Source organism: Ideonella azotifigens, assembly GCF_021043325.1.
GTDB classification, from domain to species: domain Bacteria; phylum Pseudomonadota; class Gammaproteobacteria; order Burkholderiales; family Burkholderiaceae_C; genus Ideonella; species Ideonella azotifigens.
On record NZ_JAJNKD010000003.1, the window covers coordinates 291,950 to 312,348 of the forward strand.

Genomic DNA, 20,399 nt, shown 5'->3' on the forward strand with positions numbered 1-20,399 from the left:
TTGGCGCACGGTAGGTGACGCCTTTTGCATCAATTCCGATGATGCAAAATTTCTTGCGCCGTACACGTTGATTCCATAGAATGCATCATGCCGATTGATGCAAAAATATTCAAGATCGACAGCCTGGCTTTGCTGCGGGGTGGTCATCCGTTTCGCGGTGCCGTTGAGGAGTTGGCCAATGGCGATGCATTGGCCGTGCAGATGAAGGACGTCGGCCTTGAGCTCGGAGTTGACTGGGCAGGCGTCACCCGAACCTCGCTTGCTGGACGCAAGCATCCCGATTGGCTCAAGGCCGGGGATGTTCTGTTCGTCTCCAAGGGTACGCGCTTCTACGCTGTCTGCATTGATGAGCCGCCCAGCCCTGCCGTGTGCAGCCCCCACTTCTTTCTTCTACAGGTGGCGGCGCATGCGCCGTTGCTGCCAGCCTTCCTTGCGTGGCAGATCAACCAGCCTCCATTCCAGCGCCAACTTCAGCAGGCTGCCGAGGGCAGCAGCCAACTCAGCATCCGCCGACCTGTGCTGGAGTCACTCACGTTGAGCGTTCCATCACTGGCAGACCAGCGGCGCATCGTCGCCTTGGCTGAACTTGCGCGCCAGGAACGCCGCGCGCTAAACCAACTGATTCACAACCGTGAGCGGCAACTCCAGTCGCTCGCCGAGGACCTGGCTCGCTCAGCCCAGGCCACACCCTGAACACCGCAATAGTTCCAGAACGCATGAACAACAAGACCAACACCCCATCCGCCCCCGTCAGCCAGGACGCGATCAATGCCGCCGTCTGGGCTGCATGCGACACCTTCCGTGGCACCGTGGACCCGAGCATCTACAAGGACTTCGTGCTCACAACGCTGTTCCTCAAGTTCGTTTCCGACGTCTGGCTTGATCACTACGACACTTACAAGAAGCAGTACGGCGACCAATCGGAACTGATCACGGAAATGCTCAAGAGCGAGCGTTTCGTTCTGCCCGCGAGCGCCAACTTCTACGCGCTGCACAACCAGCGCCACACTCCCGGCAATGGCGAGCGCATCGACAAGGCCCTGCATGCCATTGAAGAGGCCAACATCAGCAAGCTGCGCGATGTGTTCCAGGACATCAGCTTCAATTCCAACAAGCTGGGCGACGAGCAGCAGAAGAACGACATCCTGCGCCACCTGCTGGAAGACTTCGCCAAGCCCGAGCTGGACCTGTCTCCCAGCCGCGTCGGCCAGCTCGACGTGATCGGCAACGCCTACGAATTCCTGATCAAGAACTTCGCGTCTACCAGTGGCAAGAAGGCTGGCGAGTTCTACACCCCGCCCGAGGTCTCAGCGCTGATGGCAAGGCTGATGGCGCCTCAGGAGGGTGATGAAATTTGCGATCCCACTTGCGGCTCTGGCTCGCTGCTGATGAAGTGCGGCCGCCTGATCCGCGAGAACACCGGCTCGCGCAAATACGCACTCTACGGACAGGAGGCCATCGGCAGCACCTGGGCGTTGGCCAAGATGAACATGTTCCTCCACGGCGAGGACAACCATCGCATCGAGTGGGGCGACACCATCCGCAACCCCAAGCTGCTGGAAGGCGATGTGCCGGGCTACGACTTCTTTGCGGCGGTTCGCGGCGAGAAGAAAAAGCCGTCGCCAGCCACCGCGCCGAAGCTGCAGTTGCTCAAGCACTTCGACATCGTGGTGGCCAACCCACCGTTCAGCCTGGAGAAGTGGGGCTTTGAAGGAGCCGATGCCGACAGGTTCAGCCGCTTCCGCCGCGGTGTGCCGCCGCGCACCAAGGGCGACTACGCCTTCATCCTGCACATGATCGAGACCATGAAGCCCGGCACCGGCCGCATGGCGGTTGTGGTACCGCATGGGGTGCTGTTCCGTGGCGCGGCTGAGGGGCGCATTCGCCAAAAGCTGATCGAGGAAAACCTGCTCGACATCGTGATCGGCCTGCCGGAAAAGCTTTTCTACGGCACGGGCATTCCCGCCGCCGTGCTGGTGTTCCGCAAGAACAAGGCCGACGACAAGGTGCTGTTCATCGACGCCAGCCGCGACTTCGAGGCCGGCAAGAACCAGAACATGCTGCGAGAAGCCGACCTGCAACGCATCCTGGCCACTGCCTTCACACGGCAGGCTGTCGACAAATACGCCTACCTCGCCACGCCCGCCGAGATCGCCGAGAACGACTTCAACCTCAACATCCCGCGCTACGTGGACACCTTCGAGGAAGAGGCCGAAATCGACTTGATGGCCGTGCGCCGGGAGCGCGAGCAACTGAAGGCCGAGTTGGCCAGCCTGGAAGCACAGATGGCCGTGTACCTGAAGGAGCTGGGCTATGAGTAAGCGAGCCAGTGCAGCCTACAAGGAAAACAGCAAGGCGTTGAAGGCTGGCCACAGCATCACGCGCTCGTCAGCAGCCGAATATCTGACTTTTGTGGCCGCTGCCGGCCAGGGCGGCGTGGAGGCCCTCTACGCCGACGAAAACGTCTGGCTCACCCAAAAGATGATGGGCCAGCTCTATGACGTGGAAACCCAGACCATCAACTACCACCTGAAAAAGGTGTTTGCCGACCGCGAGCTGGCCGAGCAAGCAGTTATTCGAAATTTTCGAATAACTGCCGCAGACGGCAAAGGCTACGACACCAAGCACTACAGCCTGGGCGCCATCATCGCGGTGGGCTACAAGGTCAACTCCGAGCGTGCGGTGCAGTTCCGCAAATGGGCCAGTGCCATCGTCGAGTCCTTCACCATCAAGGGCTTCGCGATGGACGACGAGCGTCTGAAAAGCGACGGCTCGGTGCTCACTCGGCAGTATTTCGAAGAGCAACTGCAGCGCATCCGGGAGATCCGCCTCTCCGAGCGCAAGTTCTATCAAAAGATCACCGACCTCTACGCCACGGCGATTGACTACGACAGCCAGGCTCAGGCCACCCAGCGCTTTTTTGCCACCGTGCAGAACAAGCTGCACTGGGCCATTCACGGGCAGACGGCGGCAGAGGTGATCTACAGCCGCGCCGATGCGAGCAAGGAACGCATGGGACTCACTACCTGGAAGGACGCCCCTCTGGGCAAGATCCAGAAATTCGATGTGGTGGTGGCCAAGAACTACCTGACCGAGGGCGAAATGGCGCAATTGCAGCGCCTGGTGTCCGCTTACCTGGACGTGGCAGAAGACATGGCGCTGCGCCAGATCCCGATGACCATGCAGGACTGGGAGACGCGCCTGAACCGTTTCATCGCCGCCACCGACCGGCGCGTGCTGCAGGACGCCGGCCAGGTCACCGCAGAGATCGCGCGTGCCCATGCCGAGAGCGAGTTCGAGAAATACCGCATCGTGCAGGACCGCCTGTACCAGTCGGACTTCGACAGGTTGTTGGAAGGGCCAGGCTCAGAGGATGAGGTGCCTGTAGTTGTGGTGGCGCCGCAGCTGGCAAAGAAGAAGGGAGAGCGTGATGCTGGTTGATGGTTGGAGAGAATGCAGGCTTGGCGAATTGTTCGATAGCCGCAAGGAACGCGGTCGAGCTGGCTTGCCGACCCTCTCAGTCACCATGAGAGAAGGGCTGGTTGATCGCGATGATTTAGACCGCAAGCAAGACACCGCACTTTCACCTGCCGAGCACCTTCTGGTTAAGCCTGGGGACATCGCCTACAACACGATGCGAATGTGGCAGGGCGCGTTTGGGCTTTCTGACCGCGAGGGTATGGTCAGCCCCGCCTACGTTGTCTTGAAGCCAAGGGCCAACGTTGACCCTGCATTTCTTGCGCAGCTACTGCGCACGCCTCGAATGCTTCATCTACTCTGGGCCTACTCATATGGCCTGACTGATGATCGCCTTCGGCTGTACTTTGACGACTTCGCGGCAATTCCAGTTTCGATCCCAGGACTAGAAGCCCAGCAGCGGATGGCCTCTGGCATGGCGCTGTGGGACAAGGCCGCTAAGGTCCTTGAAAAGCTCGCCGCAAATGCTCGCGCTGAGAAGCGTGCACTCCTTCATCGACTACTGCCCACACCAACGCATCATGCGTCGTCAGGCAAGCAGTCAAGGGACTGGCAGCTTGTCCGGCTCGGCGATGTGGTGGACCTAAATCCGAGAAGGCCCGAAATGCCCGAAGACGGCAGAGTTACGTTTTTGCCGATGGAGGCTGTATCCGAACAAGGACGCATTGATACAAGCCGAGTTCGGCAATATTTGGATGCTTGTGCGGGACATCCAGGCTTCAAAGACGGTGACTTGCTGGTGGCAAAGATCACCCCTTGCTTCGAGAACGGAAAGGGCGCGCTGTTGGCCGATCTGACCAACGGGGTGGGCTTTGGAAGTACGGAATTTCACGTACTCCGCCCCAAAGGGGTGATCGAGCCACGATTGATTGCGCAAGTTCTTCAAAGCCGCGAGTTTCGGAACAGGGGTGCCGCGGAGATGGAGGGGTCGGCAGGTCAGAAACGAATCTCCGCCGATTTCCTTAGGTCATTCAGATTCCTCTGCCCCTTGGACAAGTCTCAGCAGCGTGAGATCTGCAACTTGCTGGACGCAGCGGATCGAGTCGCGCACATGTTCGATCTCGCCAAAGGTGCCGTGTTGCGCGAGAAGCAAGCCTTGGTTCAACGTGTCGCGGGGCAGCATGCGCCCGGTGAGGTCATATGAACATCACGCCCAACTCTCGTGAGCAGTACAGCGCCCATCTGCCCGCGCTGCACCTGCTGTGCAACCTGGGCTGGAACTTTCTGACCACGGCGCAAGCCCTGGCCCTGCGGGGCAGCACGCGCGAGGTGCTGCTCAAGCCGAGGCTGATCGAGGTGCTGCAGACGCGGCGCTACCAGTACAAGGGGGAGTGGTATCCGCTGTCGCCCAGCGGCATCGACCAGATCGTGCGGGAGTTGTCGGCGTTGAGCCTGGCGGAAGGGCTGATGCCCGCCAACGAGCGGCTGTACGGCAAGCTGGCGCTGGGCATCACGGTGACGGAGTTCATGCCCGATGGCAAGAGGCACCAGCCCACCATTCCGGTGATCGACTGGGCCGATGCGGCGGCGAACCGCTGGGACGTGACCGAGGAATTGGATGTGCTGGCCGCACAGGGCATGCACCATCGCTCCCCAGATGTGGTGGGCTACGTGAACGGCATCCCTCTGGTGGTGATCGAGGCCAAACGGCCCGAGTCGGGCGGCGGCAGCCATCCGTCCAAGGCGATGGTGCAAGAGGGCATCAGCCAGCACCTGCGCAACCAACGGCCGGACGAGATTCCCAACTTGTTCGCCTACGCCCAATTGCTGCTGTCCATCAGCCAGACCGAAGGGCGCTACGGCACCACGCACACGGCGGCCAAGTTCTGGGCCAAGTGGCGCGAAGAGGAGTTGGCCGACGCACACATGCAGGCGCTCAAGAACGCGGCGCTGAAGCCGGAGGTGCGCGCGGCGCTGTTCGATGGCAAGCCAGCCGGGCTGGCGGCGTACTTCGACGCGCTGTGGAGCGCGCCCATGCAGGCCACGGAGCAGGACCGCTTGCTGGTGAGCCTTCTCACGCCGGCACGGCTGCTGGCGTTCCTGCGCGGCTACGTGCTGTTCGACCGCAAGGTGGGCAAGATCGTGGCGCGCTACCAGCAGTTCTTCGGCATCCGTGCGCTGCTGGCGCGCGTCTGCCAGATGAAGCCCGAGTCACAAGGCGGCGGCCGCGAGGGCGGCGTGGTGTGGCACACCACGGGTTCTGGCAAGAGCTTCACCATGGTGTTCCTGACCAAGGCGCTGCTGCTGGTGGATGCCTTGAAGGAATGCCGTGTGGTCGTCGTGACCGACCGCATCGACCTGGAAACCCAGCTCGCCCGCAACTTCATGACCGGCGGCGCCTTCGGCTCCAGCATGGCCACGCAGAAAGACGGCGAGAAGAGCCGCAGCCTCTCCGGCCGCGACCTGGCGCAGCGCATCGGCAAGGGCACAGAGCGCATCACCTTCACGCTGGTGCACAAGTTCAACACGGCGTCCAGGCTGCCGGACTGCCGCAACGACTCGGCCGACATGATCGTGCTGGTGGACGAAGGCCACCGCAGCCACGGCGGCGAGACGCACGAGCGCATGAAGAAGGCGCTGCCCAAAGCAGCCTACATCGCCTTCACCGGCACGCCGCTGCTCAAGGACGAGAAGACGGCCAACAAGTTCGGCCCCATCGTGCACGCCTACTCCATGCAGCGAGCGGTGGAGGACGAGACCGTGGCCCCGCTGCTGTACGAAGAGCGCGTGCCTGAGCTGGACATCAACGAAGAGGCCGTCAACCGCTGGTTCGACAAGATCACCGTCAACCTCAGCGAGGCCCAACGCACCGACCTGAAAAAGAAGTTCGCCAAGAAGGGCGCCATCTACGGCGCGGCCAACCGCATCGAGCTGATCGCCTGGGACATCGCGACCCACTTCAGCGAGAACATCAAGAAGCTGGCCCTCGGCCTGAAAGGCCAGGTCGCCACCGACAGCAAGCTCGACGCCGTTCGCTACAAGAAGGCGCTTGACGACACCGGCCTGGTGACCAGCGTGGTGGTGATCTCGCCGCCGGACACACGCGAGGGCAACTCTGAGGTGGACGAGGACACGCTGCCTGAGGTGCAGAAGTGGTGGAAGCAGGCCATGGCCACCTGCGGGAACGACCCTGAGGCCTATGAGAAGCAGGTCGTGAACGACTTCGGCACAGACGGTGCTCCGGACTTGCTGATCGTCGTGGACAAGCTGCTGACCGGCTTCGACGAGCCGCGCAATGCCGTGCTGTACATCGACAAGCCTTTGAAGGGGCACAACCTCATCCAGGCCGTGGCGCGCGTCAACCGCCTGCACGACGCCAAGCGCTACGGTGTGCTGGTCGACTACCGAGGGGTTCTTGAGGAATTGGACACGGCCGTTCGCGCATACCAAGACCTGGAGGCCCGCACGCAGGGCGGCTTTGATATCGGTGACCTGGAAGGCCTGTACCACCAGTTCAGCACCGAGTACAAGCGCCTGCCCGCATTGCACGACCGGGTGTGGTCTTTCTTCAAGCTGGTGGCCAACAAGCTGGACCGTGAGCAGTACCGGCAGGTATTGGCGCCGAAGTTCGGGAAGGGCAGCGATGGCGAGGAATACGACGAGCGGCAGAAGCTGCGTGACGACTTCTATGAGGCGCTGACGGCCTTCGGCCTTTGCTTGCAGACGGCGCTGTCGTCCCGCAGCTTCTTCGAGGACAAGAGCTTTTCCGAGGCGCTGATCGCTCGCTACAAGGCCGACCTGCGTTTCTTCACCGAGCTGCGCCAGACCGCCAGGCGTGATGCGATGGAGGCGGTGGACTACAGCGTCTATGAAGAGCAGATCGGCAAGCTGGTGGACAAGCAAGTCATCGGCACCGAGGTGCGCGAACCCGAAGGTGTCTACTTGGTGCACCAGCTGGGCCGAGCGGAAGACCCGAAAGAATGGTCTGAAGAGAAGACGCGCAACGAGACGGACATGATCCGCACCCGAATGCGCAAGACCATCGAGCAGGAACTGGCGGCGGACCCGTTTGCGCAGAAGGTGTTTGGAGAACTGTTGCGGCAGGCCATCGCCGAGGCCGAGGCGATGTTCGACCATCCGCTGAAGCAGTACGCCTTGTTCAAGTCCTTCGAGCAGAAGCTGGCGTCTCGAGCGACGCCGGGTGTGCCGGATGCGCTGGCGGACAAGCCGCACGCCAAGGCCTACTTCGGGGCGGTTCGCCTGGTCATGGGGGAAGAGGCCTTTGCTGCACAGAGAGAGGAGGCCGTCGAAGACCTGGTGCAGCAGACCCTGGCCATGGATGCCGTCGTTCGCGATGCCGTGGCTGAAAACTCGCTCAACCCGCAGAACATCGAGGCGGCCATCCGCAAGGGCTTGCTGCCCTTGTTGTTCGGCACATTGGGCCTGGACAACGCGAAGCAGGTGGTGGAGCAGGTGATTCAGATCACCCGCCTGGGCTTGAGCAAGTCTTGAGCGTGCTCGTACCTGAAGCCGCCAGCCGGCACCGGTTTGTCTACGGTGATGAGGTCATTGACTTCAGCTTGCGCCGCCAGCCTTCTCGGACTGTGACGCGAATTGCGATCCACGTGGAGCCAGACGGACGCGTCTTGGTCGATGCACCGGAATCGGCTTCGGTGGCTGACGTGCTGGCGGCGGTAAAGAAGCGGGCACGCTGGGTCAGCCAGCATGTGGCGGCCGCCAAGGCGCGGCTGGCCCATGTGCTGCCGCGCGAGTATGTGAGCGGGGAATCACTGCACTACTTGGGCCGCCGCTATCGCCTGAAGGTCATCGTTGCCGCCGGTGCCACGGCAGAGGCACGCATGCGCGGTGCATTCATCGCCGTGAGCGTGCCGGAACATGGTGACGCAGCAACGATACGCGGCGCGCTGGACGCCTGGTACCGGCAGCGCGCGCGAGAGCTGTTCGCGGTTCGTCTGGCAGCTGTGGCTGCACCGCTGCGATGGGTCAAGCAGCTTCCACCCACGCGGCTGCAGTTCATGACGGTGCAGTGGGGAAGCTGTTCACCGTCCGGTCGCATCACGCTGAACCCGCTATTGGTCAAGACGCCACGAGAGTGCATCGACTATGTGCTGCTGCACGAGCTGTGTCACCTGCTGCACCACAACCACAGCCCCAAGTTCTACCAGGCGCTGAACAGGCACATGCCGAACTGGCAGGCGGTGAAGGAGAAGCTGGACAACATGGCGGAAGAGGTGTTCAGGACTTGAGCCCGGGTTTTGCTGTTCGTGGCAATGCCAGCAACCACGCCCCGCGGGCCGTCCCCTCTAGTTCGTCTTGGCTGATCGTCAGGTTCCGTGGCGCAATGAAATTGACAAGCGCCGTGCGGAACGCCGCATTCGACGCCAGCGGCCCTTCAAGAAGCAAATTGTTAGCAGCGGCTCGCGGATCCAGCCGCTGCACCATCGCCGCAATGATCTCCGCGCAGTAAAGCGAAGCCAACGCAGGCCGAAGTTTGTGCGGCACAGCGTCGATGGTGGTTTCAACCCCACGCTTGAACACCTGTCCCCGTTGCCCCGGAAACGGCCCCCCGGCCGCCGCAAACGCCGGCACCGCCTTCCACCCCTCCCGCATCACCTCCGCCAGCGCTTCAGCCGTCGCCAACGCAGGCGAAGCCTCCCCACACAGCACCGCAAACTCCCGCCCGCCCATGAACCGTGCAGTGGGCACCGGCCGGCCGTCGACTGCCACGTTCACGAGTTCATCCCGCGTTGCGTCCAAGCCTTCAACCGAAGCCCCCGGTGCCATCAGCACGCACCAGGTGCCGGTTGAAAGCACCAGCGCGTTCGGGTCGCTGCGCAGGTAGCGGGCGAGGCAGGCGTTGCTGTCGTGGGAGCCGGCCATGACTTGGATGTCGGGGGGCAGGTCCAGGCGTTGGGCGAGGGCGGGGCGCAGGGTGCCGATGGCTTCCCAGGCGCGGCGGATGGGGGCGAAGCGGGCGGCCAGGCCGCTGCGGTGGGCCCAGGGGCTGAAGTCGGCTTTGGTGGGGGACCATAGGCCCGTGTGGCAGCCCAGCGATGAGACCTCGCTGCAGGCCACGCCGCTGAACCACCAGGCCCAGTATTGGGGGTAGGGCAGCCAGTGTTGGACGCGGGCGCAGGCTTCGCCGTGGTGGCGCTGCAGCCAGTGCAGTTGCAGGCCGGCGTTCAGGCCCATGGGCAGGAAAGGGGTGCCTGTTTCTTCGAAGGGGTCGGCCAGGGCCTGCCATTCGGCGCGGGTGTCACCGTAGCCGTCCCATTCGTAGTCCATGGGCGGCAGCACCAGGCCCTCGGCGTCATCAATGCCGCAGAAGGCGGCGCCGTGGGTGGTGATGGACAGGCGGCGGATGGCGCGGCGGCGGGGCAGCTCGGGGATGGTGGCGAGCAGCCAGGCTTCCAGGGCGGGCACGCCGAGGGCGGTGTAGCCGGGGCCGGGGGCGCTCTGGTTGGGCTGGACCTGGCGGGCCACGACCTCGCCGGCAGCGTCGATCAGCACCAGCTTGGCGTGGCTCTTGCCGATGTCCAGCACCAGCGTGAGGTCGTTGTCGGGAGGCGGGGTCTTGCTCATGTTGGAATTTTCAAAACGCGCGGCACTGCCTCTGTTCGGGCTTGTCGAAGCCTGACCCTTCGACAGGCTCAGGGTGAACGGTTCAGTAACGGCCCCTTCGACGAGCTCAGGGCGAACGGATCAAGAACAGGCACTTCGACAAAGCCTTCAGTCCTGAGCCCTGTCGAAGGGTCAGTGCGAACGGATCTAAAACTCAGTCGAACGGATTCAAAACGTCTCGAATAAGAGAAACCTCATTCGTCCATGTGAAACATGCAGGGCAGGGGCTCGACGACGGGCGAGCCGTCTTCGTGGGTGCGCATCAGGTCCGCCATGTGGGCCCACCAGCGGCGCATCACCGGGTGCTCGGGCAGCGCGGCGGTGCTGTGGCCGGGGCGCAGGCGTTGCACGGCAAACAGCACGTGGTGCTCGGCGTCCAGGTAGATGCTGTAGTCGTGCACGCCGCTCTCGCGCAGCAGCGCGGCCAGCTCGGGCCAGAGGGCGTCGTGGCGGCGGCGGTATTCGTCGGCCTGGCCGGGGTTCAGGAACATGCGGAAGGCGCGCTTTTCATCGGCCATCGCTTCACGCTCCTTGCACGCGCAGGCCGGTGGGCGCTTTCAGGCGGCGCAGCAGGCGCGGCAACACCATGGCGACGATGAGCAGCGCGCCGACGATCATGGACATCACGATGCCGGGCACGTTCAGCATGCCCAGGGCGAAGGTGAAGCTGCCCAGCAGCACGGCGGCGAGGACTGTGCCCAGCACGCTGCCGCGCCCGCCTTCGATGGCCACGCCGCCGAGGATCACGATGGTCACCGCGTCCAGCTCCCAGCCCATGGCCAGGTTGGGGCGGGTGCTGCCGATGCGGCCGGTGAGCAGCACGGCGGCCAGCGCAGCCATGATGCCGACGAAGACAAACAGCGCGAAGCGGTAGCGGTTGACCGCCACGCCGGAGAAGCGAGCGGCCACCGCGTTGGCGCCAATCGCATAGATGCGCCGGCCGTGCACCGTGCGGTGCAGCAGCAGGCCGACCGCGACGGCCGCGAGCAGCAGCACCGCGAACTCGACGGGCATGATCAGCTTCTCCACGCCCAGCAGGTCGCCCAGCGTGCCGTTGCCCCAGGTGCTCAGGGTTTCGGGGTAGCCGGTGATGGCCTGGTCCCCCAGCAGCACCAGCGCGAGACCGCGGTAGAGCGACAGCGTGCCGATGGTGACGACGATGGACGGCAGCTGCAGGCGCGTGACCAGCCAGCCGTTCAACGCGCCGCAGGCGATGCCGGTGGCGAGTGCGGCCAGCAGCATCAGCGGCACACCCGCGCCGGCCTTCATCGCAAAGCCCATGGCCAGCGAACACAGCGCCATCGTGGCGGCGACAGAAAGGTCGATCTCGCCGGAGACGACCAGCAGTGCCATGGCCAGCGCGATCAGGCCTTTCTCGGAGAAGTTGAAGGTGCTGTCGGCCAGTGCATAGGGCGAGAGGAAGTTGTCCACCGTGAGGCCGAACAGCAGGTAGACCAGCACGATGAGCGCGAGCAGCACGCGCTCCCAGGTGTCGAAGGCTTTCACGCGGCGGCTCCTGCAGTGGCCATGTGCCTGGTTTCGAGGATCTGCCGGCCGCCCCTGGCCTGGCTGCGCGCGTTCAGCGCCACCGAGAACAGGATGACGGCGCCGGCAATCGCCTGCTGCCAGAAGGGAGAGACCTGGATCACCGGCAGCGCGCCGTTGACCACGCCAATGAACAGCACGCCCAGCACCGCGCCGGTCACGCTGCCAATGCCGCCGGCAATGCTCACGCCGCCGATCACGCAGGCGGCGATGACAGTGAGCTCGTAGCCTGCGGCCAGCTCGGTGAAGGCGATGGAATAGCGGCCCACCCACAACAGGCCGCTGATGCCGGCGAACAGGCCCGAGAGCGTGTAGGCCATCATCACGCGGCGGTTGACCGGAATGCCGGCATAGGTGGCGGCAGACGGGTTGCCGCCCAGCGCGTACAGTTCGCGGCCCTCGCGCCGCCAGCGCAGCAGCCAGGCGGTGGCGGCCACGGCCAGCAGCGCCAGCCACAGCAGGGCCGGCAGGCCCAGCCAGGTTTCGCGCGGCAGGCCTTTGATGAGCGGGTGGATCTGGTGGTCCGAAATCCACGCGCCGCCGCTGGCCAGGAAGATGGCGCCGCGGTAGGCCGACAGCGTGCCCAGCGTGACGACGATGGGCGGCAGCGAAAACGCGGTGATCAGCACGCCGTTGACAGCGCCCAGCAGCGCGCCGATGAGGGCCGCCAAGGCCAGCAGCACCGGCAGCGGCATGCCGGGCCAGGCGCGTGCGGCGAGCGCGCACAGCATGCCGGTGAGCGCCAGGTTGGACGCGGCGGACAGGTCCACGCCGCGAGTGAGCAGCACCAGCATCTGGCCCATCACCAGAATGGCGAGGATGGCCGAGTCGTTGGCAATGTCCAGCGCGTTGCGCAGCGTGAGGAACACGGGCGCGCGCAGGCCGACCGCGATGGCGACGACCGCGATGATGGCGAGCAGCACGCCGTCGCGACGGGAAATGAAAGCGGCGGTGTGCTTCATGCGGCCAGCTCCGGGGTGTAGGCCTTGCCGGCGTGGACGCTGGCGGGCAGCGCATGGCGCGGCGCGTGGCCGCCGTCCAGCCCGGAGGCAGCCGCGACGATGGCTTCGGCGTCTGCCTCGCCGCGTGTGAATTCGGCCACCTGCAGGCCGCGGCGCATGACGATGGTGCGGTGCGCCAGGTGCATCACCTCGGGCAGCTCGGAGGACACCAGGATGACCGCCAGGCCTTGCGCGACCATCTCGGCAATCAGCTGGTAGACGGCCTGCTTGGCGCCCACGTCAATGCCCTTGGTCGGCTCGTCCAGGATCACGATGCGCGGGTTCAGCCCCAGCCACTTGGCGATGACCACCTTCTGCTGGTTGCCGCCCGAGAGGCCGGACAGCGGCGTTTCCGCGCCGGCGCACTTGATGCGCAGCCGCTCGATCATGCGGGCGGCCAGGCCGTTTTCCCGCGCATGCGAGAGCCACGGGCCACGCGAGAGCCGCTCGTTGCTGGCTGCACGCGGGCCGGCGAGTGCGGCCAGGCTGATGTTGTGCATCACCGAAAACGGCAGAATGCCGCCCTGGCGCTGGCGCTCTTCGGGCACATAGGCCAGGCCGGCGCAGATCGCATCAGCCGGCTCGTTGATCTTCAGCGTCTCGCCGTCCAGCTTGACGTTGCCGGTGACACCCGGGTTCAGGCCCATCAAGGCCAGCATCGCCTCGCTGCGGCCGGCGCCGACCAGGCCGTAAAAGCCCAGGATCTCGCCGCGATGCAGCTCGAAGTCCAGCCCGTCGAACTCGGTGGGGTGGGACAGGCCGCGCACCTGCAGCAGCACCTCGCCGCGCTGGTCCGGCACGTGCGGGTAGATGTCCTCGATCTTGCGGCCGGCCATCAGCGCAACCAGTTGCTGCTCGTTGGCCTTGTCCATCGCGCCGGTGCCGACCGAGGCGCCGTCCCTCAGCACCACGTAGCGGTCACACACGGCGAAGATTTCGTCGAACTTGTGGGTGATGAAAAGGACGGCGACGCCGCGGCTTTTAAGGCCTTGCACGATGCCGTAGAAGTCGCGGATCTCTGCCTGCGAAAGCGCAGCGGTCGGTTCGTCCAGGATCACCACGCGGGCCTGCTGCGACAGCGCACGGGCGATCTCGATCAAGTGGCGCTGCGCCAGGCTGAGCTGGCGCACCGGCGTGGTGGCCGCAAAGCCGGCGCCCACCTGGTCCAGCGCCTGCTGGGCCTCGCGGTTCATGCGCGCCCAGTCGATGACGCGGAAACCGCGCGGGCCTTTCATCGGCTGGCGGCCGATGAAGATGTTCTCGGCCGCACTCAGCTCGTCGAACATCACCGTTTCCTGGTGCACTGCGACGATGCCGGCCGCCTGCGCGGCCTGGGCATTGGCAAAGCGCAGCGGCTGGCCGTCCAGCAGGATCTGGCCCTCATCCGGGGCGTACACGCCGGTGAGCAGCTTGACCAGCGTGGACTTGCCGGCGCCGTTTTCGCCGATCAAGGCCAGTGCCTGGCCGGGCACCAGTTCCAGGTCCACGCCGCGCAGCGCGTGCGTGGGCCCGAAGCGCTTGTGAAGGCCCCGCAGCGATAGCAGGGGAGGAGATGCGTTCATGAGAAATGCTGTGTTCCGTAGCAGCTGAGCGTGCGCCCCCCGTTCGCCCTGAGCTTGTCGAAGGGGGCTTCGACAGGCTCAGCCCGAACGGAATTCGGGTGGTCGAGTGTTCCAGGCGCGTGGTCCCACCATCCGTTCGGGCTGACTACCCCTCCGTTCGCCCTGAGCTTGTCGAAGGGGGGCTTCGACAGGCTCAGCCCGAACGGGGAGGTCGGCTCAAGGCTAACGGTTCGGGAACCTTTCGACGGGCTCAGGGAGAACGGAGGAAGGAATCAGAAAATCTTCGCGAAGCTGTCCACGTTGCTGGCGTCGTAGGTGAAGGGCTCGGCCATCGCGGCTTCGTTGTCCTTGTCCAGCGTGGCGGTGCCCACGCGGCCCATGCTCAGCTTGGCGCCCGGCTCGGCCTTGGCGCCCTTGACCAGCGCCTCGGCGATCTGCACGCTGGCATAGCCCAGGTCGATCGGGTTCCAGATGGCGAAGGACTTGACCGCGCCGCTGTGCACATGGCCGGCCATTTCCGAAGGCAGGCCCAGGCCGGTGACGAACACCTGGCCGACCTTCTTCTCGTCCTGCACCGCCTTGCCTGCGGCGGCCACGCCCACGGTGGTGGGCGCGACGATGGCCTTCAGATTGGGGTAGCTCTTGAACAGGCCTTGGGCCTCGCGGTAGCTCTTGTCGGTCTGGTCGTCGCCATAGACGACGTTGACCAGCTTCAGCTTGGCATGCGAGGGCTGGGCCAGCACCTTTTTCATCTCGGCGATCCAGACGTTCTGGTTCGTGGCCTGCGCGGTGGCGGACAGCACGGCGATCTCGCCGCCGCCGCTGCCGGTGACCTGCTCGGCCATCTTGACCAGCTTCTCGCCGATCAGCGCGTTGTTGGACGGCGCCAGGTGCATCAGCCGGCCGTCCTTGCGGATGCCGGAGTCGAACGAGATGACCTTGATGCCGCGCTGCATCGCCTTCTTGGTGACGGGCACCAGCGCGTCCGGGTCGTTGGCCGAGATGATGATGGCTTTGACGTTCTGGTTGATCAGCGAGTTGATGATCTCGATCTGGCCCTCGGCCGTGGGCTTGGCCGGGCCGGTGTAGATGATTTCCACGTCCTTCAGCTCCTTGGCGGCTTCCAGCGCGCCCTGGTGGGCCGCGTCGAAGAAGCCGATGCCCATGGACTTGACGACCAGCGCGATCTTGTCGACCGCGAAGGCCGGGGCCGTGAGGAATGCGGACAGCGCTACCGCGGCGAGCTTGAATTGAATCTCCATGTCTTGTCTCCTGCTTTCTCTTCTGTGGTGTCCGGCCTTGGATGAAGAATCGGCCGGTGGGGACGGGCCGCAAAGTTGGGCGGCTTTTCTGGTGTCTTCGGTGTCTTGGTTTGTCTCGTATTCCGTTCGCCCTGAGCCTGTCGAAGGGTTGGTTCCTGAACCGTTCGTCCTGAGCTTGTCGAAGGGGGCTTCGACAAGCTCAGCCTGAACGGGGAAGGGGCTCAGTCCCAATGAAAGGGGGCTTCGACAGGCTCAGCCCGAACGGACCTAGACGATCCCGCCGCTGCCACCCTTCACCGCTGGCCGCTCCTCGGCCACGCGCTGACGGTAACCGCTGGCGCGGTAAGTGGCGATGGGGTCGATCGCGCCCCCGGCGTCCAGGCGCACGCGCTGCAGCAGCGGCGTCACGTCGGTCTGGAAGGCCTTTTGCAGCAGGCCGGTGGCGGTGAGCGCGTCGTTGGCGTGCTGGGCCGCGTCGAGTGCTGCGCGGTCGACCAGCAGGGCTTGGGCGCAGGTGCGCTGCACTTGCGCGGCGCTGCTGATCAGGCTCTCGATGGGGTCGGTCACGTTGTGGCTCTGGTCCAGCATGTAGGCCGGGTCGAAGCCGGTGGCCTGCTCGTGTTCGGCGGCGATCAGCTCGTTGAAGACCAGGAACAGCCGGTAGGGCGAGACGCTGCCGGCGTCCAGGTCGTCGTCGCCGTACTTGCTGTCGTTGAAGTGGAAACCGGCCAACTTGCCGGCGGCAATGAGCCGGGCCACGATCAGCTCGATGTTGACGTTGGGCGCGTGGTGGCCCAGGTCCACCAGGCACTGCGCCTGCGGGCCGAGTGCACTGGCCGCCAGGAAGCTAGAGCCCCAGTCCTGGATGACGGTGGCGTAGAAGGCCGGCTCGCAGATCTTGTGCTCCAGGAACATGCGCCAGTCGCCCGGCAGCCCGGCGTAGATCTGGCGCGTGCTGTCCAGGTAGCGGTCAAACGCACGGCGGAAATGCTGCTGGCCGGGGAAATTGCTGCCGTCGCCAATCCACACGGTGAGGGCCTTGGAGCCCAGCTTGCGGCCGATCGCTATGCATTCGAGGTTGTGGGCCACGGCCTGCTCTCGCACTGCCGCGTCCACATGCGTGAGGCTGCCGAACTTGTAGCTCAGCGGCTGGCCGGGCTGGTCCGAGAAGGTGTTGGAGTTCATCGCGTCGAAGGCCAGCCCGCCGGCCTCGGCCGCCTGGCGCAGCTCGCTCCAGTCGCTGCAGCGGTCCCAGGGAATGTGCAGCGAGACGGTGGGCGTGGCCCGGCCCAGCTGCTGGATGACGGCGCAGTCCTGCAGCTTGTCGAACACATGCCGCGGTTCGCCCTGGCCCGGAAAGCGCGCGAAGCGCGTGCCGCCCGTGCCGACGCCCCAGCTCGGAATGGCGACGCCAAACGCGGCGACCCGCGCCCGCACCGTCTCGATGTCAATGTTCCGCCGCGCCAACTGCTCGCCCAGGTGCTCGTAGTCGTGGTGCACATGCCGCGCCAGCTTGTCGTTCTGCGCCGCAATCAGCGATGGATCAATCGTCTTCATGTCTTGTGTCTCCTTCCAGGAACCGCGCGAAGCGCAGGTTCAAATCCAGCAGCCGCCGCGGAACTGGCTCTGCCAGGCCGCTGGTGGCGCCCCCTGGGGGGAGGCGGCTTGCCGCCTCGGGGGGGTCTACCGGGTGAATGCAGCGAGATTGCCGGCATCAACGTTCAGGATGTTGCCGGTGCTCTTGGCCGACAGGTGCTCGGCGGCGAAGAAATAAGCCGCCTCGGCAATGTCCTCCGGGTAGACGCTGCGCTTGAGCATGGACCGGTCGCGGTAGAAGGCTTCCAGGTCGGACTCGCTGATCTTGTTGGCCGCAGCGCGTTCCTCGCTCCATTTGCCGGTCCATATCTTGGAGCCGCGGATCACGGCGTCCGGGTTCACCACGTTGGAGCGGATGCCCAGTGGCGCGCCTTCCAGCGCGAAGCTGCGGCTGAGCTGGATCTCGGCGGCCTTGGCGGCGCAGTAGGCGCTGGCCTGGTTGCTGGCCACCATGCCGTTTTTGCTGGCGATGATGATCATGCAGCCGCCTGTGCCTTGCGCCTTCATCTGCCGGAAGGCTTCGCGGCCGACCAGGAAGTAGCCGGTGGCCAGGATGTCCTGGTTGCGCTTCCACAGCGCCAGCGTGGTGTCCTCAATCGGCGCGGCCGAGGCGATGCCGGCATTGCTGACGAGGATGTCCACGCCGCCGAATTCCAGCGCGGTGCGGTCCAGTGCGGCGATCACGCTGGCTTCGTCGGTCACGTCGCAGCGCAGGCCGCGCACGGCGTCCCGGCCGAAGCCCTTGGCCAGCGAGGCCTCCACCTCGTCCAGCGCTTCCTGGTCGATGTCGGCCAGTACCACGCAGGCGCCCTCGGTCAACATGCGCCGGGCGATTGCCTGGCCAATGCCGCCGGCGCCGCCGGTCACCAGCACCACCTTGCCGACCAGCGGTTTCGGTTTGGGCATGCGCTGCAGCTTGGCCTCCTCGAGCAGCCAGTACTCGATGTCGAAGGCCTCCTGCTCGGGCAGGCCGACGTAGCGGTCCACCGCATTGGCTTCGCGCATCACGTTGATGGCGTTGACGTAGAACTCGCCGGCAATGCGGGCGGTGGCCTTGTCCTTGGCAATCGTCACCATGCCGATGCGCGGCAGCAGGATCACGACCGGATTCGGGTCGCGCAGTGGCGGGCTGCTGGGGCGCTTGCAGCGTTCGTAGTAGGCGGCGTAGTCGGCGCGGTAGTCGGCCAGCAGTTCGCCCAGGCGGTCGCGCAGCGCGTCGCCCTGCAGCGTGTAGACGGCTTCGGGCACGACCAGCGGGCGGATCTTGGTGCGCAGGAAGTGGTCTGGGCAGGAGGTGCCCAGCGCGGCTAGCGGCGCCAGGTCCACCGAGTTGACGAACTCCAGCACCTCGGGCGAGGTGTTCAGGTGCAGCAGCTTCGGAGCCCCCTCGGCGCTGAGGCCGCGCAGCACCGGCAGCAGCCGTGCCAGGGCCTGGTTGCGCTGGTCCTCGGGCAGCGCGCTGAACTGCACGCCGCCAAAGGCCTGGGCCTGGCGAGCCGAGCGCTCGCGGGCCAGCCAGCCCTGGGCGCGCTGGATCAGGTCCACGGTGTTCTCGTAGCAGGCCTTGGACGTGTCGCCCCAGCTGAACAGCCCGTGGCCGGCCAGCACGATGCCTCGCAGGCCCGGGTGCTGGGCGTCGTATTCCGCCAGGCGCCGGCCCAGCTCGTAGCCGGGCCGCAGCCAGGGCAGCCAGCCGACGGTGCCTTCGAAGACCTGTTTGGTCAGCGCCTCGGAGTTGGCCATGGCCGCGATGGCGATGACCGCGTCCGGGTGCATGTGGTCCACGTGTGCGTAGGGCAGCAGCGAGTGCAGGGGCGTGTCGATGGACGCGGCGCGGCTGTTCAGGTTGAAGGTGCAGTGCGGCAGGTAGCCCACCATCTCGTCTTCGTGTTCCAGGCCGCGGTACAGGCTGCTGAGCGCGCGCAGCTTGTCCATGTAGAGGGTGGAGAAGCCGTCCAGCTTCATAGAGCCCACGTCGCCGCCCGAGCCCTTGACCCACAGCACCTCGACTGGCTGGCCGGTGAGCGGGTCCGGCTGGGTGAGCTTGGCCGAGGTGTTGCCACCGCCGTAGTTGGTGATGCGCAGGTCCGAGCCCAGCAGGTTGGAGCGGTAGAGCAGCAGGCCGGGTTCGTCCAGCGTGGCGGCGCGGGTGTCGTCCCAGCGGGGGAAGGGCTTGATCGGCGTGGGGGCCATGGCGGTGTGTGCGTGAGGGCTTGAGCGGGAATGAGCCGAAGGTTAGAAGCCAAGTCCTTCAGCATCAATTGATGAAGCTTGATGGTGAAGTTCAGGCAATACTGATGCTGCAGCGCTCCGGCCCTCGCCTGGGCCTGTTTCTCGGGGTTAGCCCGCGCAAAACTGCTCGATCCGACCGTCGACATGCCGGGAAACCCCCAACCGTCTTTTCATCTGGACATGAAGACCTTCAACCTGCGCCACCTGCACCTGTTCGAAGCCATTGCCAGCGGCGGCAGCTTTTCGCGCGCGGCCGAGTCGCTGGCGATGACGCAGTCGGCGGTGTCCATGCAGATGCGCCAGCTGGAAACCGACCTGGGCCTGAAGCTGTTCGACGGCCCGCGCCGCCAGCGCCTGACCGATGCCGGCCAGGAACTGCTGCAGCACGCACGCCTGCTGCTGGCCCAGGCGCGCGCAGCCGACCAGGCGCTGGCGCAGCTGCGCGCCGACCCGGCCGAGCAGGGCAGCCCGCGCGGCCTGCTGCACCTGGGCGTGGTGTCTACCGCCCACTACTTCGCGCCGCGCCTGCTGCACGCCTTCTGCCAGCGCCACCCGCAGGTGCGGCTGAAGCTCACGGTGGCCAAGCGCAGCGAGGTGCTGGCCATGCTGCAGGAGCACCGCATGGACATCGCCATCGCCGGCCATCCGCCTTCGGAAGCCGACCTGGAAGCGACCCGCTTCGCGCGCCATCCGCACTGCATCGTCGCCGCGCCCAACCATCCATTGGCCGGCCAGCGCGGCCTGAGCTGGGCCGAGCTGCGCGAGGAAAACTTCATCTTCCGCGAGCCCGGCTCGGCCACCCGGCAGTTCCTCGAACACCTGCTGCAGCAGCAGTCCATCCAGGTGCGCGCCGGCCTGGAGCTGGCCGGCAACGAGACCATCAAGCAGGCGGTGATGTGCGGCATGGGCATCAGCTTCCTGTCCGCCCACAGCTTCCAGGTCGAAGCCGAAACCGGCCGCCTGGCCGTGCTCGACGTGCGCGGCATGCCCAAGCACATCGACTGGTGTTTCCTGCAGCGCAGGGACAGCCAGCTGACGGGTGCGAACGCGGCGTTCAGGCAGTTCGTGCTGGATGAAGGGGCGGGGTATGCGGCGTGCCGCTATACCTGATCACCGCTGCGAGGTGTAGGCTTGCACCCGCC

General features: G+C 65.3%; 15 protein-coding genes. 7 read left to right on the top strand and 8 right to left on the bottom strand.

The genetic code is table 11. The annotated features are described in order from the left end of the window. The first annotated feature begins 87 nt into the window (after positions 1-87). The 6 genes from LRH25_RS09460 to LRH25_RS09485 all read left to right on the top strand — a co-directional run bounded on the left by LRH25_RS09460 (position 88) and on the right by LRH25_RS09485 (position 8,684). Complete coding sequence (locus tag LRH25_RS09460; RefSeq protein ID WP_141285177.1) at positions 88-693, top strand: restriction endonuclease subunit S; 606 nt, start codon at positions 88-90, stop codon at positions 691-693. A gap of 23 nt (positions 694-716) precedes the next feature. Next, positions 717-2,321: a type I restriction-modification system subunit M gene (locus LRH25_RS09465; protein ID WP_141285178.1), complete on the top strand. Its 1,605-nt coding sequence runs from the start codon at positions 717-719 to the stop codon at positions 2,319-2,321. Beyond that, positions 2,314-3,441, top strand: coding sequence for a virulence RhuM family protein (locus tag LRH25_RS09470; protein ID WP_141285179.1), 1,128 nt, complete (start codon positions 2,314-2,316; stop codon positions 3,439-3,441). Before LRH25_RS09465 ends, LRH25_RS09470 begins: the two co-directional genes overlap by 8 nt. Further along, on the top strand, positions 3,431-4,621 hold the full coding sequence (locus LRH25_RS09475) for a restriction endonuclease subunit S (RefSeq protein WP_141285180.1): 1,191 nt from the start codon (positions 3,431-3,433) through the stop codon (positions 4,619-4,621). The genes LRH25_RS09470 and LRH25_RS09475 overlap by 11 nt, the downstream gene beginning before the upstream one ends. After that, on the top strand, positions 4,618-7,929 hold the full coding sequence (locus LRH25_RS09480; protein WP_141285181.1) for a type I restriction endonuclease subunit R: 3,312 nt from the start codon (positions 4,618-4,620) through the stop codon (positions 7,927-7,929). Before LRH25_RS09475 ends, LRH25_RS09480 begins: the two co-directional genes overlap by 4 nt. A gap of 68 nt (positions 7,930-7,997) precedes the next feature. Further along, on the top strand, positions 7,998-8,684 hold the full coding sequence (locus LRH25_RS09485; RefSeq protein ID WP_231011043.1) for a M48 family metallopeptidase: 687 nt from the start codon (positions 7,998-8,000) through the stop codon (positions 8,682-8,684). Here LRH25_RS09485 and LRH25_RS09490 read toward each other — a convergent pair. The 8 genes from LRH25_RS09490 to LRH25_RS09525 form a co-directional block, all read right to left on the bottom strand. Continuing rightward, positions 8,674-10,020, bottom strand: a complete 1,347-nt coding sequence (locus tag LRH25_RS09490) for an FGGY-family carbohydrate kinase (RefSeq protein WP_141285182.1) — start codon at positions 10,018-10,020, stop codon at positions 8,674-8,676. The two genes, LRH25_RS09485 and LRH25_RS09490, sit on opposite strands and share 11 nt — an antisense overlap. Before the next feature lie 233 nt (positions 10,021-10,253). Beyond that, a complete protein-coding gene (locus LRH25_RS09495) occupies positions 10,254-10,577 on the bottom strand; it encodes an L-rhamnose mutarotase (protein WP_141285183.1) in 324 nt (107 codons plus the stop codon). Between the two features lie 4 nt (positions 10,578-10,581). Beyond that, positions 10,582-11,565 carry an ABC transporter permease gene (locus LRH25_RS09500; protein WP_141285184.1) on the bottom strand — a complete coding sequence of 328 codons (984 nt, stop codon included), beginning with the start codon at positions 11,563-11,565 and terminating at the stop codon, positions 10,582-10,584. Continuing rightward, positions 11,562-12,566: an ABC transporter permease gene (locus tag LRH25_RS09505; protein WP_231011044.1), complete on the bottom strand. Its 1,005-nt coding sequence runs from the start codon at positions 12,564-12,566 to the stop codon at positions 11,562-11,564. Before LRH25_RS09505 ends, LRH25_RS09500 begins: the two co-directional genes overlap by 4 nt. After that, positions 12,563-14,167: a sugar ABC transporter ATP-binding protein gene (locus tag LRH25_RS09510; RefSeq protein ID WP_141288433.1), complete on the bottom strand. Its 1,605-nt coding sequence runs from the start codon at positions 14,165-14,167 to the stop codon at positions 12,563-12,565. Before LRH25_RS09510 ends, LRH25_RS09505 begins: the two co-directional genes overlap by 4 nt. Before the next feature lie 272 nt (positions 14,168-14,439). Beyond that, positions 14,440-15,429: a rhamnose ABC transporter substrate-binding protein gene (gene rhaS / locus LRH25_RS09515; RefSeq protein WP_141288432.1), complete on the bottom strand. Its 990-nt coding sequence runs from the start codon at positions 15,427-15,429 to the stop codon at positions 14,440-14,442. Positions 15,430-15,696: 267 nt separating this feature from the next. Further along, positions 15,697-16,986, bottom strand: coding sequence for an L-rhamnose catabolism isomerase (gene rhaI / locus LRH25_RS09520; protein WP_141288431.1), 1,290 nt, complete (start codon positions 16,984-16,986; stop codon positions 15,697-15,699). A gap of 126 nt (positions 16,987-17,112) precedes the next feature. Then, on the bottom strand, positions 17,113-19,218 hold the full coding sequence (locus LRH25_RS09525) for a bifunctional rhamnulose-1-phosphate aldolase/short-chain dehydrogenase (protein ID WP_141288430.1): 2,106 nt from the start codon (positions 19,216-19,218) through the stop codon (positions 17,113-17,115). 219 nt (positions 19,219-19,437) lie between these two features. Between LRH25_RS09525 and LRH25_RS09530 the strand changes: the two genes are divergently transcribed. Beyond that, positions 19,438-20,367: a LysR family transcriptional regulator gene (locus LRH25_RS09530; protein WP_231011045.1), complete on the top strand. Its 930-nt coding sequence runs from the start codon at positions 19,438-19,440 to the stop codon at positions 20,365-20,367. The last annotated feature ends 32 nt before the right edge of the window (positions 20,368-20,399 follow it).

Excerpts from the sequence above, each read along its gene's own strand:
- LRH25_RS09460 (WP_141285177.1), top strand. The coding sequence starts at position 88 with ATGCCGATTGATGCAAAAATATTCAAGATCGACAGCCTGGCTTTGCTG.
- LRH25_RS09465 (WP_141285178.1), top strand. The coding sequence starts at position 717 with ATGAACAACAAGACCAACACCCCATCCGCCCCCGTCAGCCAGGACGCG.
- LRH25_RS09470 (WP_141285179.1), top strand. The coding sequence starts at position 2,314 with ATGAGTAAGCGAGCCAGTGCAGCCTACAAGGAAAACAGCAAGGCGTTG.
- LRH25_RS09475 (WP_141285180.1), top strand. The coding sequence starts at position 3,431 with ATGCTGGTTGATGGTTGGAGAGAATGCAGGCTTGGCGAATTGTTCGAT.
- LRH25_RS09480 (WP_141285181.1), top strand. The coding sequence starts at position 4,618 with ATGAACATCACGCCCAACTCTCGTGAGCAGTACAGCGCCCATCTGCCC.
- LRH25_RS09490 (WP_141285182.1), bottom strand. The coding sequence starts at position 10,020 with ATGAGCAAGACCCCGCCTCCCGACAACGACCTCACGCTGGTGCTGGAC.
- LRH25_RS09495 (WP_141285183.1), bottom strand. The coding sequence starts at position 10,577 with ATGGCCGATGAAAAGCGCGCCTTCCGCATGTTCCTGAACCCCGGCCAG.
- LRH25_RS09505 (WP_231011044.1), bottom strand. The coding sequence starts at position 12,566 with ATGAAGCACACCGCCGCTTTCATTTCCCGTCGCGACGGCGTGCTGCTC.
- LRH25_RS09510 (WP_141288433.1), bottom strand. The coding sequence starts at position 14,167 with ATGAACGCATCTCCTCCCCTGCTATCGCTGCGGGGCCTTCACAAGCGC.
- rhaS (WP_141288432.1), bottom strand. The coding sequence starts at position 15,429 with ATGGAGATTCAATTCAAGCTCGCCGCGGTAGCGCTGTCCGCATTCCTC.
- rhaI (WP_141288431.1), bottom strand. The coding sequence starts at position 16,986 with ATGAAGACGATTGATCCATCGCTGATTGCGGCGCAGAACGACAAGCTG.
- LRH25_RS09525 (WP_141288430.1), bottom strand. The coding sequence starts at position 19,218 with ATGGCCCCCACGCCGATCAAGCCCTTCCCCCGCTGGGACGACACCCGC.
- LRH25_RS09530 (WP_231011045.1), top strand. The coding sequence starts at position 19,438 with ATGAAGACCTTCAACCTGCGCCACCTGCACCTGTTCGAAGCCATTGCC.